The following is a 16,282-nucleotide window of genomic DNA, read 5'->3' as shown; positions in this document are numbered from 1 at the left end:
CCCGAGCGGCAGGATCGGTTCCGCGTATCTCATCCCGGTACGGGGCGCTGTCCTGATCACGCGCGGTGGCTGTCTCAATCGCGGGCGGTGTGACGCTCCGTGGTCACTGCGGCCGCTCAAGGAGTGCGGTCACTTCACCGTCTCCGCAGGCGGTGCCTCCGTGCCGGGGCGCTGCCTGACGGCCTGCGTGCATTCGTAGCGGCGCAGCGGGGCGTCACCGGGGCCGCCCAGGATCACCGAGCGCTCGCCGGCCGCCGCCGCGCTGTCCGCGTAGGTGCACACGATCTGCGCGAGGGCGAAGGCCGACAGATCCTCCGGCGGCGTGCTGAACCGCAGTGCGTCGTCCGGATCGCCGTCGCCGGGACCGCTGACGACCGTGCCGCCGCGTACGTCCGTGGCGAAGCCCGCCTGCTTCTCGGGGTCCGACGGTGGATGCTCCAGCTCGTCGAGGAGCGCCTGCGCGATGCGTACGCGGTCGGTCGTCGCCTTGTCGGCGGGGATCCGCACCGTGCGGTCGACGGTCACCAGCTGTGCCGCGCACACCAGGAAGACCTGCACCGGGATGCCGCTCGACTGTGACGCGATGCTCGACCCGGACATCACACACGGCACCCGCGAGGGCCCGGGGCCGAAGTCGGTCGGCACCTCCGTCGACCGGATGCCGCACCCGGCGAGCGTCGCGGTCAGCGCGGCGGCAAGGAGCGCGGCACGCAGCCGTCGCCGGTTCATCGCTTCTCTCCCTTGCCCGCGCCGTCCGCGCCCTTGCGGGGCTCGTCGGTGCTGTCCGCGTTGCCCGCGTCGTCTGTGTCGTCCGGTTCTTCCTCCATCAGCGGCCTGGGATCGCGCGGCAGCCAGAGCGTGAACACGGCGCCGCCCTTGGGGGAGTTGGCGGCTGTGATCTCACCGCCGTGGATGTGCGCGTTCTCCAGCGCGATGGAGAGCCCGAGCCCGCTGCCCTCCGAACGCGGCCTGGACGCACTCGCCTTGTAGAAGCGGTCGAAGACATGCGGCAGTACGTCCTCGGGGATGCCGGGGCCCCCGTCGCGCACCGCGATGACCAGCTTCTCGCCCGCGAGCCGCACCGAGACCTTCACCGGGGAGCCGCCGTGCTTGAGTGCGTTGCCGATGAGGTTCGCCAGGATCACGTCGAGGCGGCGCGGGTCGAGCCGCACCATGATGCCGCGCTCCGCGTCGAGCTCGACCGCGTCGAGCCAGGCACGGGCGTCGATGCACGCCGTGATCTGGTCGGCGATGTCGACGTCGTCCAGGACGAGCCGGGCCGTGCCCGCGTCGAAGCGGGTGACCTCCATCAGGTTCTCCACCAGGTCGTTGAGCCGGCGGGTCTCGCTGACCACGAGGCGCACCGCGGGCTCGATCATCGGGTCGACCGACCCGGTCTCGGCGTCCAGCTCCTCTTCGAGGACCTCCGTCACCGCGGTGATCGCGGTCAGCGGCGTACGCAGTTCGTGCGACATGTCGGCGACGAAGCGGCGCGAGGCCTCGTCACGGGCGCTCATGTCGTCGACCTTCTTCTCCAGACTCTCCGCGGTCCGGTTGAACGTCCGTGACAGATCGGCCAGTTCATCCGTGCCCGACACCCTCAGCCGGGTGTCCAGCTTGCCCTCGCCGAGCCGCCGCGCGGCCACGCCGAGCCGGTGCACCGGCTTGAGCACGGTGGTCGCCGCCGCCTGCGCGAGCAGCGCGGAACCGATCAGCGCGAGCCCCGTGGCGATGGCGAGCGACCAGCCGAGCGAACTCAGGTCCTTCGCCTCCGGCTCAAGGGACTTGAGCATGTAACCGGTGGGCCCGCCGCCGATGACCTTCGCGCCGCCCACCAGATACGGGGTGCCGTCGTCGACGGTCCGCTGCCAGTACAGGTGGTACGGGCTCTTGTTGCTCGAGGTGAGCGGCTGTTCCTTGTTCACCGTCACCCGCAGCGACTTGGGCACATCGGCGAGCGTGAAGGCGTCCAGGTCGGAGTAGCCGACGACGGTGTCACCGTCGCCGTTCTCACCGATCAGCAGCACGCTGTAGCGCTGGCTGCTGTTCGCCATCGTCCCGGCGGCCTGCTGCAGTTCGTCCTGCGTCGGATGGGGCGGCAGCGCCCCCGCGCGGGTCTGCATCTCCTGCTGGAAGTCCTTCAGCGCCGCGTCCTGCGCACGGGTGAGCACCGCCTCGCGGTTGAGCCAGTACGCGATTCCGGACGCCGAGACGGCGGCGGTCAGTGCCACCAGGCCGAACACCACGACGAGCCGGAGCCGCAGGCTCGTGAAACGCAGCCCTGCCAGTATCGCCTTGCGCGCCGCGGCCCAACCGCGGAGCTTGTCCTGCGGTTTGGTCACTGAGGAGTGTCCAGCCGGTAGCCGACCCCACGCACCGTACGGATCAGTGTCGGCGAGGACGGGACGTCCTCCACCTTCGCGCGCAGCCGCTGCACACACGCGTCGACGAGCCGGGAGTCACCGAGATAGTCGTGCTCCCACACCAGACGCAGCAACTGCTGCCGCGACAGGGCCTGTCCGGGCCTGCGGCTCAGCTCAAGGAGCAGCCGCAGCTCGGTCGGCGTGAGCTGCAGATCCTCGCCGTTCTTCGTCACGGTCATCGCGGCGCGGTCGATGACGAGCGAACCGAACGTCGCCGCGTCATTGGCCTCGCGCTCACCGCGCCGGAGCACCGCACGGATCCGGGCGTCGAGCACCCGTCCCTGCACGGGTTTCACGACATAGTCGTCGGCGCCGGACTCGAGTCCGACCACCACGTCGATGTCGTCACTGCGCGCGGTAAGGAGGATGATCGGCAACTGGTCGGTGCGCCGGATGCGACGGCACACCTCGAACCCGTCGATGCCCGGCAGCATCACATCCAGCACGATCAGGTCCGGCCGCTGCTCTGCGAGCAGTTTCAGGCCGTCCTCGCCGGTGGCAGCAGTAGCCACCCGATGCCCTTGGCGAGTGAGCGAAAGCTCAAGGGCTGTACGGATGGCGTCGTCGTCCTCGATCAGCAACAGGGAAGGCACGGACGTCATTCTGTCCCATGGTGCGGCCACAGTTCGACTGTTGGGAGCCCTCCCACACTTCTCCCCTACACACATGAGGGCTGTTGCAGGCCTGTGACAGTCGGCGGACACCGTCATGAAGTGCCTCGGGCAGAGTTTTGGTCACACGGAAGAAGCCAGACTCCACCGACGGGGGGCGCGAGATGAACACGCTGCACAGCACCAGCTCAAGCGCAGTTGTCACGCGTCTCCACGACGTGGCTCGGACTGCCGAGAGGCACGAGAAGTCCGGTGCCGTGAGCGGGCGGGGGTGCGCTCGCGGCACCGGGCGTCAGCACACCACGTTCATGACGGTGGTTGACGTACTCCCGGGCGTAATCGGGGGAACTGACGGGGGAGCTCACGGGGGAGCCGCGTACAGGGAGGACACGGGGGAGCGCACTTCGGCGTCGGAGGCGGAGTTCACCGCCTACGTCCAGGAGCGTCGTGCCTCCCTGTACGCAACCGCCTACCACCTGACCGGTGACCGTTTCGAGGCCGAGGATCTGCTGCAGAGCGCCCTCTTCTCGACGTACCGGGCCTGGGACAGGATCAGCGACAAGGCCGCGGTCGGCGGGTACCTCCGCCGCACCATGACCAATCTGCACATCAGCGCGTGGCGCCGCCGCAAGCTGAACGAATACCCGACCGAGGAACTGCCGGAGACGGCGGGCGACACGGACGCGATGCGGGGCACGGAACTCCGCGCGGTTCTCTGGCAGGCCCTGGCCCGCCTCCCCGAACTGCAGCGGACGATGCTGGTCCTGCGCTACTACGAGGGCCGCACGGACCCCGAGATCGCGGACATCCTCGACATCAGCGTGGGCACGGTGAAGTCCAGCATCTGGCGCTCCCTGCGCCGGCTGCGCGAGGACGAGGTCCTCAGCTTCGGCCGTGACCAGGAGGAGTCCTTCGGCGAGTTGGTCGCCTGAGGGATCACGGGGGCCGCCGCTCCTAGGGGGGAAGCGGCGGGAAGTATCGGGGGGATCCACGGGGGAAACGGGGTCACGGGGGACCACGGGGGAAAGAGGCAGCAGGACCGGAAGGCCGGGGGGTCTTTCCGGTCCTTCTGCTTTGTTGCGGGGTGCTCGGGTGGGCGGGCGGGAAAAATCCGCCGTGAAGCGGCGGTCTAGTACGCCCGAGCCTTCACGCAACGCCCGGCCGCGGCAGCGGCAACCCGCCCCAACGCCTCGTCCCGCCCGCAGGGATGCGCGCCCAGTGCAGCCTGGCGGGCGACGATCGCCCGCTCGGCGCGCATCAGCCGCCACCCCCTCCGGAGGAGAAACGGCACGGACTTGCGCCCCTCGCGCAGGTCCCGCAGCAGCCGCCGCCGGAACGTGGTGGACGGCCGCCCCCGCAGACAGATCGCGTCGGCGAGCACGCCGATCTCCCTGCACTGCTCCACGATGTCCGCCGCGAAGATCCCCTCCGCGATGAACACCGGTGTGCGCTCGATGTCCATCGCGGACTCGCCCGTACGGGAGCTGGTGGAGATGTCGTACACGGGAACGCTCGTACGTCCCGTACGGCAAAGACGCTCGATGGCGGCGACGGCGGTCTCGCGGTCCCAGGACGCGGGGGAGTCCCAGTCGATGTCGGCGCTGCCCGGCACCTGCGGCAGCGTCGGGTCGTCGGCCTCTTTGTAGAAGTCGTCGAGGCACAGCACCGGAAGGCCCGAGCGGGCGGCGAACGACGACTTGCCCGAGCCGGAGGGGCCGGCGAGCAGCACGACGCGGGTGGGTATCGGGGGATGGGAACTCACGAGAGACCAGTGTGCGGCATTGAGCCGCTGAGGCGACCCCACGGGTCGGGCTTTGGTGCCCGCACCACACCTCAACTACGCTACGTGCGCTCATGATTACCCAGTGTGGATGTGGGTGGTGGACCGATGGCACGAAACTCAGCAGGCCCCAAGTCCGTCTCGCGCGCCCTGCTGCACGCGGGCGTGACCGTCACCATCGTGGGCGCGGCCAGCCCCCACCGGCCCGCAGGCCTACGACGTCATTCCCGCAGTGGAACGTCCCGCACCAGCCACGCCACCGCGAATGCCACCGCGCCGAGCAGCGCCGTCCCGAGCATCACCCCGTGCAGCCCGCCGGTGACCGCCGTACGCACCGTCTCGCGCACCGCGTCCGGCATCCCCCGGACGGCTTCGGGCGTCCAGGACGTGCCGCCCTGCGGCATTCCGGCCGAGGCGAGCCGGCTGGAGTAGACCGCGCCGAGTACCGCGACGCCGAGCGAGCCGCCGATCGTGCGCAGCAGTGTCGCGGTGCCGGTGGCGGCGCCCATGTCGCGCGGCCCGGCGCTGTTGATGGTGATCAGCAGGGTGCTCTGCATCAGGAAGCCCATGCCGGTGCCGAGTACGAGGGTCAGCGCGGAGGTCACGGCCGTCGGGGTGTCCGCGCCGACCGCCAGCAGCGCGAGCCCGCCGACGGACGTCAGCGCGCCACCGACGATGGGGTACGCGCGGTAGCCGCCGCCCTTGGCCGTGATCCGCCCCAGCAGCAGCTGCGCCCCGAACATGCCCGCCATCAGCGGAAGCAGCAGCATGCCGCTGGCCGTCGACGATGCGCCGCGGACGAACTGCATGTACTGCGGCAGATAGTTGGACGCCCCGAGCATGGCGCCGCCCACCAGGAAGCAGAGGATCTGGGCGAGGGTGAAGTTGCGGTCGGCGAAGAGCCGGGGCGGGATGATCGGCTCGGCGGCCCGCCGCTCGACCCGGGCGAACCAGACCAGGGCGGCCGCGGCGAGCACGCCGAGCCCGAGGATCTGCGGCGACGCCCAGCCGTAGGTGGTGCCGCCCCAACTGCCCAGGAGGGTGAGGGCGAGGATGCCCGCGGAGAGTAGTGCCGCTCCCTTGTAGTCGATCCGGGCCTTGACGCGCTCGGTGCGCAGGCGCAGGCGCAGGGCGATGACGATCAGGGCGATCGCGCCGATGGGCACGTTGACGTAGAAGACCCAGCGCCAGTCGAGCCGGTCGGTGAGGAAGCCGCCGAGCAGCGGTCCGCCGACCAGCGCCACGGGCATCATCGCGCCGATCATCGACTGCGAGCGGCCCGCCTGTGACGGGGGCAGCATGACGCCGATGATCGAGATGGCGCCGACCATGAGGCCGCCCGCGCCGAGGCCCTGCACGGCACGGAAGGCGATGAGCTGCCCCATGTCCTGGGCGAGTCCGGAGAGCACGGAGCCGGCGAGGAACACCGCGATCGACCAGACGAAGCTGCCCTTGCGTCCGTACAGGTCGCCGAGCTTGCCCCAGATGGGGGTGGAGACGGTCGCGGTGAGCAGATAGGCCGTCACCACCCAGGAGAGGTGGTCGAGGCCGCCCAGGTCGCCCACGATCGTGGGCAGGGCGGTGCCCACGATCGTGCCGTCGAGCAGGCCGAGCATCAGGCCGAGCAGCAGCCCGAAGAGGACGAGCTTGGACGGGCCGCCCCCGTCGGCCGGTTGCGTCGCGCCGTCCGGCGTCGGCGGGATGCTCGTCCCTTCCGTACGTTGACTCATGGTTCCCCCCAGGGATGTGACGAGAAGTCAGGCAGCGTACGCACGGACGGACTTGGCGTCCCGCAGCGCGTGCGCCCACCAGGCGAGCTGGTCGAGCAGGGCCTCGGCGGCGGCGTCCACGGCCGGGTCGTCGACCGTGCCGTTCTCGCCGAACGCTCCGTACGCGTTGTGGAAGCTGACCGTGTTGCGGATGGTCGTGGCGTTCAACTCGGCCATGACGACGCGGAGTTGCTCGACCGCGCGCAGGCCGCCGGAGAGGCCGCCGTAGGAGACGAAGGCGACCGGCTTGCCGTGCCACTGCGTGTTGTGCCAGTCGACGGCGTTCTTCAGGGAGGCCGGGAAGCTGTGGTTGTACTCCGGTGTGACGAAGACGAACGCGTCGGCGGCGTCGAGGCGCGGTGACACCAGGGCGAGTGCCTCCTGGACGCCGGGTGCGAGTGGCTGTCCGAAGGCGGGCAGGGCGGTGGGCAGCGGGGTCTCGGCGAGGTCGACGACATCGGCCTTCATGTCGTCGCGCCGGTCGAGATGCCCCGTCAGCCACCGCATGACGACGGGGGCGAAACGGCCCTCGCGGGTGCTGCCGACGACGACGGCGACCTGGAGCGGCCGATCGATGCTGCTGGGCATGGCGGTGCTGCTGGTCATGAGGATCCCCCTGAGGGTGCTGAATGTGTACGGCGTATCGAGATGCGTACAACGTACACGTGGGTGTGTACAGTGTCTACTGAGGGATACGTTGTACGCTGATCGCTCGACGGAGAGGAGCCCGGTTGTGGCTGGTCAGAAGAGGGACGGCAAGGCGGCGGCGGACAGATCGCTCTGGGAGCGTCTCGAACAGCCGGCCGCGCCCCGCGCCTCACTGACCCTGGAGCGGATCGGGGCCGTCGCGGTCGAGGTCGCCGACGCGGAGGGCTTCGCCGCCGTCACCATGCGCCGGCTCGCCACGGAGCTGGGGGTCGCGCCGATGGCCGCGTACCGCCATGTCTCCGGCAAGGACGACCTGTGGGCGCTGATGGGCGAGCGGGTGGCGGCCGAGATCGTGATCCCCGAGGAGCTGACCGGCTGGCGCGAGGTGCTGCGGGCCTTCGCCCTGCTGACCCGGGAGTCGATGCGGCGCCACCCGTGGGTGGGGCAGCTGCCCACGGCGACCTTCGTCCTCACCCCGGGCCGGTTGGCCATCGCCGAGCGGCAGTTGGCGGCGCTCGACGGGCTCGGCCTGGACGAGGACACGATGATGGTGGCGTTCCGTACCGTCAGCGCCTACGCGCACGGCGCGGCCTCGTCCGAAGTGGCCCTGCAGGAGTGGACTCAGGCCGAGGGCTGGTCGTCCGCCGCCGAGACCCGCGTCGGCCTCGCGCCGCAGATGACGTACCTCATGGAGACCGGCCGCTACCCCACCTATCGGCGCCACGCTCTGCGGGCGACGCGCAAGGACGATCCGACCTGGGCGTTCGAGACGGGCCTCGAGTGCGTCCTCGACGGGATCGCGGCGCGGTTCGGCATCTGACCGTACGGACACATGGGCGAAGCCCCGGCCCTCCTGGACGGAGGAGGACCGGGGCTTCGCCGCGGGGAGTGGCCCGTGGGCCTCAGTACGAGGAGCCGGACGCGCCAAGCGACCCCGTGGGGTGCCAGACCGTCTTGGTCTCCAGGAAGGCCGTCAGGCGGTGCGTGCCGGGGTCGGCCGACCAGTCCATGGTGTCCACAGCCTGTGGACGCACGACGCGCTTGAGGTTGTCGGCGGCCGCGACCTCGAGCTCCTTGGCCAGTACGTCGTCCTCGACGCCCGCCAGGTCGATCGCGTTCACGTCCTGGTGCGCGGCGAGCGACGGGGCGATCTCCGCCGTCCTGCCGGACAGGATGTTCACGACGCCGCCCGGCAGGTCGGAGGTGGCGAGCACCTCGCCAAGCGAGAGCGCCGGGAGCGGGGAGTCCTCGCTCGCGATCACCACGGCCGTGTTGCCGGTCGCGATCACCGGGGCGATCACCGAGACCAGGCCCAGGAACGACGACTTCTGCGGGGCGACGACCGTCACCACGCCGGTCGGCTCGGGCGACGAGAGGTTGAAGAAGGGGCCCGCGACCGGGTTCCCGCCGCCCACGATCTGGGCGATCTTGTCGGTCCAGCCCGCGTACCAGACCCAGCGGTCGATGGCCGCGTCCACGACGGCGGCGGCCTTCGACTTGGAAAGGCCCTCGGCGTCGGCGACTTCCCGTACGAACTGGTCCTTGCGGCCCTCCAGCATCTCCGCGACGCGGTAGAGGATCTGGCCGCGCAGATAGGCCGTCTTGCCCGCCCAGGAGCCCTGCGCCTTGCGCGCGGCCACGACCGCGTCACGGGCGTCCTTGCGGGAGGAGAGCGGGGCGTTGGCCAGCCACTTGTTCTTCGAGTCCGTCACCTCGTACACCCGGCCGCTCTCGGAACGCGGGAACTTCCCGCCGACGTACAGCTTGTAGGTCTTCAGGACCGTGAGTCGCTCAGACATTGAGGTACGCCTCCAGGCCGTGGCGGCCGCCCTCGCGGCCGTAACCCGATTCCTTGTAGCCGCCGAAGGGCGAGGTCGGGTCGAACTTGTTGAACGTGTTGGCCCAGATGACGCCCGCGCGCAGGCGATCGGCGACCGCGAGGATGCGGGAGCCCTTCTCCGTCCAGATGCCGGCGGAGAGGCCGTACTGGGTGTTGTTGGCCTTGGCGACGGCCTCTTCCGGCGTACGGAAGGTGAGCACCGAGAGCACCGGGCCGAAGATCTCGTCGCGGGCGACGGTGTGCGCCTGCGTGACGTTCGTGAAGAGCGTCGGCGCGAACCAGTAGCCGGCGGAGGGCAGTTCGCACGGGGCGGACCAGCGCTCGGCGCCCTCCGCCTCGCCCGTCTCGGTCAGGGCCTTGATACGGGCGAGCTGCTCCGCGGAGTTGATCGCGCCGATGTCGGTGTTCTTGTCGAGCGGGTCGCCCAGGCGCAGGGTGGTCAGGCGGCGCTTGAGGGCGTCGAGCACCTCGTCCTGCACCGACTCCTGTACGAGGAGGCGCGAGCCCGCGCAGCAGACCTGGCCCTGGTTGAAGAAGATGCCGGTGACGATGCCCTCGACGGCCTGGTCGATGGGGGCGTCGTCGAAGACGATGTTCGCGCCCTTGCCGCCCAGTTCGAGCGTGACCTTCTTGTCGGTGCCCGCGACCTGGCGTGCGATGGCCTTGCCGACGGCGGTCGAGCCGGTGAAGGCGACCTTGTCGACGTCGGGGTGGGCGGTCAGGGCCGCGCCCGCGTCGCCGTACCCGGGAAGGATGTTGACGACGCCCTTGGGCAGGCCCGCCTGGCGGCAGATGTCCGCGAAGAACAGGGCGCTCAGGGGAGTCGTCTCGGCGGGCTTCAGGACGACCGTGTTGCCCGTCGCGAGCGCCGGGGCGATCTTCCAGGCCAGCATCAGGAGCGGGAAGTTCCAGGGGATGACCTGGCCCGCGACGCCGAGCGGCTGCGGGTTCGCGCCGTAGCCCGCGTGGTCGAGCTTGTCGGCCCAGCCCGCGTAGTAGAAGAAGTGCGCGGCGACCAGGGGGAGGTCGGCGTCGCGCGTCTCCTTGATGGGCTTTCCGTTGTCGAGGGTCTCCAGGACGGCCAGTTCGCGGCTGCGCTCCTGGATGATCCGGGCGATGCGGAAGAGGTACTTGGCGCGCTCGGCGCCCGGCAGCGCCGACCACTTCTCGAAGGCCTTGCGGGCGGCCTTCACCGCGCGGTCGACGTCTTCGGAGGAGGCCTGTGCGACTTCGGAGAGGACTTCTTCGGTGGAGGGCGAGACGGTCTTGAAGACCTTGCCGTCCGCCGCCTCCACGAACTCGCCGTCGATGAACAGGCCGTACGAGGGCGCGATGTCGACGACGGAGCGGGACTCCGGTGCGGGGGCGTACTCAAAAGCTGTGGAAGTCATGGGTCAGTCCACCGTCACGTAGTCGGGGCCGGAGTAGCGGCCCGTGGCCAGCTTCTGGCGCTGCATCAGCAGGTCGTTGAGGAGCGATGAGGCGCCGAAGCGGAACCAGTGGTTGTCCAGCCAGTCCGCGCCCGCGGTCTCGTTCACCAGGACGAGGAACTTGATCGCGTCCTTGGTGGTGCGGATGCCGCCGGCGGGCTTCACCCCGACCTGTACCCCGGTCTGCGCGCGGAAGTCGCGTACGGCTTCCAGCATCAGGAGGGTGTTGGCGGGGGTGGCGTTGACACCGACCTTGCCGGTCGAGGTCTTGATGAAGTCGGCGCCCGCGAGCATGCCGATCCAGGAGGCGCGACGGATGTTGTCGTACGTCGAGAGCTCACCGGTCTCGAAGATGACCTTGAGCCTGGCCTCGCCGGAGGCTTCCTTCACGGCGCGGATCTGCTCGAACACCGTCATGTAGTCGCCCGCCAGGAAGGCGCCGCGGTCGATGACCATGTCGATCTCGTCGGCGCCGGCCGCGACCGCCTCGCGTACGTCACCGAGCTTCACGTCGATGGCGGCGCGGCCCGCGGGGAAGGCGGTCGCCACGGAGGCGACCTTCACGCCGCTGGCGCCGACGGCCTCCTTGGCGACGGCCACCATGTCCGGATAGACGCAGACCGCGGCGGTCCTCGGGGTGCCGCGGTCGGTCGGATCCGGGTTGACCGCCTTCGCGCCGAGCGCCCGGACCTTGCCGGGGGTGTCGGCGCCCTCCAGGGTCGTCAGGTCGATCATCGAGATGGCCAGGTCGATGGCGTACGCCTTCGCCGTGGTCTTGATCGAGCGGGTGCCGAGCGCCGCGGCGCGCGCCTCCAGGCCGACCGTGTCGACGCCGGGCAGCCCGTGGAGGAAGCGGCGCAGCGTCCGGTCTGACGCTGTGGCGTCGCTCAGTCCGTGTACGTGTGCGTTTGCGGGAGCAGTGGGCATGGTCACGAGGGGAGCATATCTACGCGCGTAGCGGCTGTATAGGGGTGGGTTCAAGACCGCCGCTTCGCGGCGGATTTCTCCCGCCCACCCACCCGATCACCCCGTGCTGAATCGCTCAGGCAGAATCAGGGGTATGAGCGAGCCCCAGCCTCCCGTCGCGGAGCCCGAGTACAAGGACCGGACGTTTCGGTCGTCCGGCGGTATCGCCGGAGGCGTCCTGCTGCTCGCCGTCGGCGGCTGGCTCGGCATCGACGCCGTGATCCGGGGGGAGGGCCGCACGCCGTGGCTCGCGCTCGCCGGGCTGATCTTCGCGGTGCCGCTCGTCGTCGCCTTCACCGTGCGCCCCGCCGTGTACGCCAATGACGACCGGCTGCGCATCAGGAACCCCTTGCGGACGATCACGCTGCCGTGGGCGTCCGTCTCGGGCCTCCGCTCCGGCTACTCGAACGAGGTCTTCACCCAGTCGGGCACCAAATACCAGCTCTGGGCCATCCCGGTGTCCCTGCGGGGCCGCAAGAAGGCCGCCCGCAGGCAGTCGCAGGGCGCGGCGGCGGGCGACCCGAGCGTCGGCTCCGGGCCCACTCGCCGCCCCGGTCACTCCGATCCGCTGCGCGCACCCGGCGACCAGATCATGGACGACCTGCGGGAGATCGCCGAGCGGCGCGTCTCCGCGGAGTCGGCGCAGGGGGAGCCGGTGGTGCGCTGGAGCTACGAGATCCTTGCGCCGGTTGTCGCGGGCGCGGTGTTGCTTGCCGTGCTGCTGATCGTCGGCTAGGCCCCGCTATTCGCTCCGCGGGAAGTGCGTTTCTCGCCTGCGGGTCCGTTATGGCTGGTCGCGCAGTTCCCCGCGCCCCTTCGGGGCGCTGTGGCTGGTCGCGCCCACGCGGCGGAGCCGCACATGTCACAGCCCCGCGCCCCTTCGGGGCGCTCACGGCGGGCCCAGCCACGCCAGGAGCATGTGGCCGCCGAATGCCGCCGATGCCACTGCCGCCGACACCAGCACCGTCACGGCGACATGCGTCCGCGCGCGGGCCAGCGCCACCGCCACCGGCAGCAGCAGCGGGAAGCCGGGCATCAGGAAGCGGGCCCGCGGGAAGTAGACGCCCTTGCTGCCGAGCACGATCGCCAGGAGCAGTCCGGAGAAGACCAGCAGTGGCAGCGGCTGGCGGTCGCCCAGCGACAGGACGAACAGCGCAAGACCGGCGAGCAGCGTCGCCGTCACCATCGTCAGGAACAGCTGCGGCCGCGTGACGGCGAGCAGGTCGTACATCGTGCGCAGCGTCCCGACGCCGCCGTCCCACTCGTTGCGCCACAGCTTCTGTACGGCGAAATAGCCGTCCCAGCGGCCCAGCCTGAGCCCCACCCAGCCGACGTACGCCAGCCAGCCGAGCGGCGCCAGGAGGGCCCCCAGAAGGGCGCGCAGGGGGAATCCTCCTGACGTCCGGCGGCGCAGGGTGAGCAGCGCCGTCAGGGAGACGGCCGCCGCGAGGGCCACACCGGTCGGGCGGGTGAGCCCCGCGAGCGCGGCCAGGGCGCCCGCCCACACCCAGCGGCCGGTGAGCACGGCGTACAGCGCCCACGCGGTGAGCGCCGTGAACAGGGACTCCGTATAGCCCATCCACTGCACGAGAGCGACGGGGAGCGATCCCCAGAGGACGGCGAGGACGACGCCGGCCCTGCGGCCGTAGAGGCGGTCGCCGACCGCGAAGATCCCCCATGCGGCGAGGAACGAGCACCCTACGGAGATCGCGAGCCCGACCGCGCCGCGCGGCTCGGGCGCGACGGCCTCGCCCGCCCTGACGAGCAGCGGGTAGAGCGGGAAGAACGCCAGGTTGTTCGCGTCGATCTGGGTGCCCAGGGTGTGCGCGTACCCGTTGTCGGCGATCTTCAGATACCAGTCGCAGTCCCAGGACTCCGCGAGCAGGTGCCAGACGTCCCGGTGTTCCCTGCGCGCCCACACGGCGAAGACCAGCGCCCCCAGGACGCGTACGGCCGCGTAGGCGAGGAGTGCGGGGGAGGCGTGGCGCAGGGCGCGGGCCGCCCGAGCGGCGGTGCCGCGGCTCCGGGACGCCGGGACCCGTGACGGGGCGGTGGACGCCGGGGCGGTCGGGATCTCAGAGGTCGGTCCGTACGGCACTGCGGCGGCTCCGGGAACGTGAAAGTGCGCTACCGGTCGACCCTTCCTGGGGGACCGGCAGCGCACCGGATCGCTGCGTCACCTGTCGTACGGGAACCACTCGGACGGGTGGCCCGGGTGGTTCAGATGCCCGCGGCCGCCGAGAGGTCGCGCTTGATCGCGGCGAGGAGCTCCGCCGCCCTCGCGCGGGCACCCTGCAGGGCGGACGTGTCCGCCACCGGAACGACCACCTCCAGGTAGCACTTGAGCTTCGGCTCGGTGCCGCTGGGGCGGACGATGACGCGCGCGCCGTCCAGCGTGTAGCGCAGGCCGTCCGTGGGCGGCAGCTTGTCCGTGCCCCGGGTCAGGTCCTCGGCCTTCGTCACGGGCAGGCCCGCGAGCGCCGTCGGCGGCTGCTCGCGCAGCCGGCGCATCGCGTCCGCGATCAGCGAGAGGTCCTCCACCCGCACCGAGAGCTGGTCCGTGGCGTGCAGCCCGTGCTCGACGGCCAGGTCGTCGAGGAGGTCGAGCAGGGTGCGGCCCGCCTCCTTGAGTTCCGACGCGAGCTCGGTGAGGAGCAGCGCCGCCGTGATGCCGTCCTTGTCGCGTACGCCCTCAGGGTCCACGCAGTAGCCGAGCGCTTCCTCGTAGCCGTACCGCAGGTCCTCCACGCGGGCGATCCACTTGAAGCCGGTGAGGGTCTCTTCGTAAGGAAGACCCGCCTTTTCGGCGATACGGCCCAGGAGCGAGGACGACACGATCGACTCGGCGAAGGTGCCGCGCGCGCCGCGCCGCACCAGGTGCGCGGCGAGCAGCGCGCCCACCTCGTCGCCCCGGAGCATGCGCCAGTCCGCGCCGTCCTTGACGGCGGCCGCGCAGCGGTCCGCGTCCGGGTCGTTGGCGATGACCAGGTCCGGGTCCGTCTCGCGGGCCTGCGCGAAGGCGAGGTCCATCGCGCCCGGCTCCTCCGGGTTCGGGAAGGCGACCGTCGGGAAGTCCGGGTCAGGCTCGGCCTGCTCGGCGACGAGGACCGGGGCGGGGAAGCCGGCCCGGGTGAACGCCGCGAGGAGCGTGTCCTTGCCGACGCCGTGCATCGCCGTGTAGACGGTGCGGGCGGTGCGGGGGGACTCCGGGGCCAGGACCGCGTCCGTACGCGCCAGATAGGCGTTCAGGACGTCGTCACCGAGGATTTCCCAGCCGCTGTCGGGGCGGGGTACGTCGTGCAGGCTCGCGATGGCGTCGATCTGCGCCGCGATCTCCGCGTCCGCGGGCGGGACGATCTGGGAGCCGTCGCCGAGGTAGACCTTGTAGCCGTTGTCGCGCGGCGGGTTGTGGCTTGCCGTGACCTCCACGCCGGCGACCGCGCCGAGGTGCCTTATGGCGAAGGCGAGCACGGGGGTGGGCAGGGGACGCGGCAGGACGGCCGCCTTGAGGCCGGCGCCCGTCATCACGGCAGCGGTGTCACGCGCGAAGTCCGCGGACTTGTAGCGGGCGTCGTAGCCGATCACTACTAGACCGTCGGTTTGATTCTTGGACTTGAGATACGCGGCGAGTCCCGCGGCCGCGCGGATGACCACGGAGCGGTTCATCCGCATGGGGCCCGCGCCCAGCTCGCCGCGGAGGCCGGCGGTGCCGAACTGGAGGGTGCCGCCGAAACGGGCGGCCAGCTCTGTGGTGTCCGCGGCCTCGATGAGCTTGGCGAGTTCCTCGCGGGTCTCGGGGTCCGGGTCCTCGGCCAGCCAGGCCTGGGCCCGCGCGATGAGTTCGGAATCGTCCAGCACGTACGTCAGCCTCTCGTATGCGGAGTTTCTCGGGGGTCCGGCACGCGCACCTGGTCGGAGGCGGTACTCGCACCTACTCGTCCGGTTACCCGCGGCGGGGTGACCGGACGAGCGGGGACACCCGTCAGATACGGCCCAGGACCTGGCCGAGGAGCTCGCCCATGCGGGTGGCGCTGTCGCGGCCCGCCTGGAGGACCTCTTCGTGGTTCAGGGGCTCGCCCGTCATGCCCGCGGCGAGGTTCGTCACCAGGGAGATGCCGAGGACCTCAGCACCCGCCTCGCGCGCGGCGATCGCCTCGAGGACGGTGGACATGCCCACCAGGTCCGCGCCGATCGTGCGGGCCATGCGGATCTCCGCCGGCGTCTCGTAGTGCGGGCCGGGGAACTGCGCGTACACGCCCTCTTCGAGGGAGGGGTCGATCTCCTTGCAGAGCGCCCGCAGCCGCGGCGAGTACAGGTCCGTCAGGTCCACGAAGTTCGCGCCGACGATCGGCGACGTGGCCGTCAGGTTGAGGTGGTCGTTGATCAGGACCGGCTGGCCGGGACGCATGCCCTCGCGCAGGCCACCGCAGCCGTTGGTCAGCACGATGGTCTTGCAGCCCGCGGCCACGGCCGTACGCACGCCGTGCGCGACGGCGGCGACGCCACGGCCCTCGTAGTAGTGGGTGCGGCCCAGAAAGACCAGGGCGCGCTTGTCACCGACCTTGAAGGAGCGGATGCGGCCGCCGTGTCCCGCAACCGCCGGCGGCGGGAAGCCGGGCAGTTCGGTGACCGGGAACTCGGCATCGGGAGCGCCGAGCGCGTCCACGGCCGGTGCCCAGCCGGAGCCCATCACAAGGGCTACGTCGTGGGTCTCGGCGCCCGTGAGCTCACGCAGGCGCGCGGCGGCGGCGTCGGCGGCGGCGTAGGGGTCGCCCTGGATGTCGTCCGGAATAACTGAAGCGTTCACGCGGACGA

At 70.9% G+C, this 16,282-nt stretch carries 15 protein-coding genes; 3 read left to right on the top strand and 12 right to left on the bottom strand.

The window, feature by feature from the left end:
* Nucleotides 1-129: 129 nt before the first annotated feature.
* The 3 genes from AB0G47_RS31755 to afsQ1 are packed head-to-tail and all read right to left on the bottom strand — an operon-like array spanning nucleotide 130 to nucleotide 3,016.
* Nucleotides 130-729 (bottom strand): hypothetical protein, encoded by a 600-nt coding sequence (locus AB0G47_RS31755; protein WP_360777055.1) that lies wholly within the window; start codon nucleotides 727-729, stop codon nucleotides 130-132.
* On the bottom strand, nucleotides 726-2,342 hold the full coding sequence (locus AB0G47_RS31750; RefSeq protein ID WP_360777053.1) for a HAMP domain-containing sensor histidine kinase: 1,617 nt from the start codon (nucleotides 2,340-2,342) through the stop codon (nucleotides 726-728). Before AB0G47_RS31750 ends, AB0G47_RS31755 begins: the two co-directional genes overlap by 4 nt.
* Nucleotides 2,339-3,016, bottom strand: a complete 678-nt coding sequence (afsQ1, locus tag AB0G47_RS31745; protein WP_360777099.1) for a two-component system response regulator AfsQ1 — start codon at nucleotides 3,014-3,016, stop codon at nucleotides 2,339-2,341. Before afsQ1 ends, AB0G47_RS31750 begins: the two co-directional genes overlap by 4 nt.
* 182 nt (nucleotides 3,017-3,198) lie before the next feature.
* On the opposite strand from afsQ1, the gene AB0G47_RS31740 reads away from it, so the two are divergent.
* Nucleotides 3,199-3,966, top strand: a complete 768-nt coding sequence (locus AB0G47_RS31740; RefSeq protein WP_360777051.1) for a SigE family RNA polymerase sigma factor — start codon at nucleotides 3,199-3,201, stop codon at nucleotides 3,964-3,966.
* A 197-nt stretch (nucleotides 3,967-4,163) separates the two neighbouring features.
* Here the strand turns inward: AB0G47_RS31740 and AB0G47_RS31735 are convergent, their stop codons facing one another.
* The 3 genes from AB0G47_RS31735 to AB0G47_RS31725 all read right to left on the bottom strand — a co-directional run bounded on the left by AB0G47_RS31735 (nucleotide 4,164) and on the right by AB0G47_RS31725 (nucleotide 7,189).
* Nucleotides 4,164-4,796, bottom strand: a complete 633-nt coding sequence (locus AB0G47_RS31735) for an ATP-binding protein (RefSeq protein ID WP_360777049.1) — start codon at nucleotides 4,794-4,796, stop codon at nucleotides 4,164-4,166.
* Nucleotides 4,797-5,035: 239 nt separating this feature from the next.
* Nucleotides 5,036-6,544 carry a DHA2 family efflux MFS transporter permease subunit gene (locus tag AB0G47_RS31730; RefSeq protein ID WP_360777047.1) on the bottom strand — a complete coding sequence of 503 codons (1,509 nt, stop codon included), beginning with the start codon at nucleotides 6,542-6,544 and terminating at the stop codon, nucleotides 5,036-5,038.
* Nucleotides 6,545-6,571: 27 nt separating this feature from the next.
* Nucleotides 6,572-7,189 carry an NAD(P)H-dependent oxidoreductase gene (locus AB0G47_RS31725; RefSeq protein ID WP_360777045.1) on the bottom strand — a complete coding sequence of 206 codons (618 nt, stop codon included), beginning with the start codon at nucleotides 7,187-7,189 and terminating at the stop codon, nucleotides 6,572-6,574.
* A gap of 127 nt (nucleotides 7,190-7,316) precedes the next feature.
* Between AB0G47_RS31725 and AB0G47_RS31720 the strand changes: the two genes are divergently transcribed.
* Nucleotides 7,317-8,051: a TetR/AcrR family transcriptional regulator C-terminal domain-containing protein gene (locus AB0G47_RS31720; RefSeq protein WP_360777043.1), complete on the top strand. Its 735-nt coding sequence runs from the start codon at nucleotides 7,317-7,319 to the stop codon at nucleotides 8,049-8,051.
* A gap of 82 nt (nucleotides 8,052-8,133) precedes the next feature.
* Here AB0G47_RS31720 and AB0G47_RS31715 read toward each other — a convergent pair whose 3' ends face one another.
* The 3 genes from AB0G47_RS31715 to deoC are packed head-to-tail and all read right to left on the bottom strand — an operon-like array spanning nucleotide 8,134 to nucleotide 11,428.
* Entirely contained in the window at nucleotides 8,134-9,030 is an 897-nt protein-coding gene (locus tag AB0G47_RS31715) for an aldehyde dehydrogenase family protein (protein WP_360777042.1), read from the bottom strand.
* Nucleotides 9,023-10,462, bottom strand: a complete 1,440-nt coding sequence (locus tag AB0G47_RS31710) for an aldehyde dehydrogenase family protein (protein ID WP_360777040.1) — start codon at nucleotides 10,460-10,462, stop codon at nucleotides 9,023-9,025. The genes AB0G47_RS31715 and AB0G47_RS31710 overlap by 8 nt, the downstream gene beginning before the upstream one ends.
* A gap of 3 nt (nucleotides 10,463-10,465) precedes the next feature.
* A complete protein-coding gene (gene deoC / locus AB0G47_RS31705; protein ID WP_360777097.1) occupies nucleotides 10,466-11,428 on the bottom strand; it encodes a deoxyribose-phosphate aldolase in 963 nt (320 codons plus the stop codon).
* Between the two features lie 133 nt (nucleotides 11,429-11,561).
* On the opposite strand from deoC, the gene AB0G47_RS31700 reads away from it, so the two are divergent.
* Complete coding sequence (locus tag AB0G47_RS31700) at nucleotides 11,562-12,203, top strand: PH domain-containing protein (protein WP_360777038.1); 642 nt, start codon at nucleotides 11,562-11,564, stop codon at nucleotides 12,201-12,203.
* 153 nt (nucleotides 12,204-12,356) lie between these two features.
* On the opposite strand, the gene AB0G47_RS31695 is transcribed toward AB0G47_RS31700, so the two are convergent.
* From AB0G47_RS31695 to AB0G47_RS31685, 3 genes are all read right to left on the bottom strand, one after another.
* Nucleotides 12,357-13,565, bottom strand: a complete 1,209-nt coding sequence (locus AB0G47_RS31695) for a glycosyltransferase family 39 protein (RefSeq protein WP_360777036.1) — start codon at nucleotides 13,563-13,565, stop codon at nucleotides 12,357-12,359.
* Between the two features lie 122 nt (nucleotides 13,566-13,687).
* Entirely contained in the window at nucleotides 13,688-15,322 is a 1,635-nt protein-coding gene (locus AB0G47_RS31690; RefSeq protein ID WP_360777095.1) for a phospho-sugar mutase, read from the bottom strand.
* Nucleotides 15,323-15,449: 127 nt separating this feature from the next.
* Nucleotides 15,450-16,274, bottom strand: a complete 825-nt coding sequence (locus AB0G47_RS31685) for a purine-nucleoside phosphorylase (RefSeq protein WP_360777035.1) — start codon at nucleotides 16,272-16,274, stop codon at nucleotides 15,450-15,452.
* Between the last annotated feature and the right edge of the window lie 8 nt (nucleotides 16,275-16,282).

The sequence above is a fragment of the Streptomyces sp. NPDC021622 genome, assembly GCF_040640795.1.
In the GTDB taxonomy this organism is placed as follows: domain Bacteria; phylum Actinomycetota; class Actinomycetes; order Streptomycetales; family Streptomycetaceae; genus Streptomyces.
The sequence above is the reverse complement of the archived record's forward strand: the minus strand, read 5'-3'. Positions and strand labels throughout refer to the sequence as shown.

Excerpts from the sequence above, each read along its gene's own strand:
- AB0G47_RS31700 (WP_360777038.1), top strand. The coding sequence starts at position 11,562 with ATGAGCGAGCCCCAGCCTCCCGTCGCGGAGCCCGAGTACAAGGACCGG.
- AB0G47_RS31730 (WP_360777047.1), bottom strand. The coding sequence starts at position 6,544 with ATGAGTCAACGTACGGAAGGGACGAGCATCCCGCCGACGCCGGACGGC.
- AB0G47_RS31755 (WP_360777055.1), bottom strand. The coding sequence starts at position 729 with ATGAACCGGCGACGGCTGCGTGCCGCGCTCCTTGCCGCCGCGCTGACC.
- AB0G47_RS31740 (WP_360777051.1), top strand. The coding sequence starts at position 3,199 with ATGAACACGCTGCACAGCACCAGCTCAAGCGCAGTTGTCACGCGTCTC.
- AB0G47_RS31725 (WP_360777045.1), bottom strand. The coding sequence starts at position 7,189 with ATGACCAGCAGCACCGCCATGCCCAGCAGCATCGATCGGCCGCTCCAG.
- AB0G47_RS31710 (WP_360777040.1), bottom strand. The coding sequence starts at position 10,462 with ATGACTTCCACAGCTTTTGAGTACGCCCCCGCACCGGAGTCCCGCTCC.
- AB0G47_RS31715 (WP_360777042.1), bottom strand. The coding sequence starts at position 9,030 with ATGTCTGAGCGACTCACGGTCCTGAAGACCTACAAGCTGTACGTCGGC.
- deoC (WP_360777097.1), bottom strand. The coding sequence starts at position 11,428 with ATGCCCACTGCTCCCGCAAACGCACACGTACACGGACTGAGCGACGCC.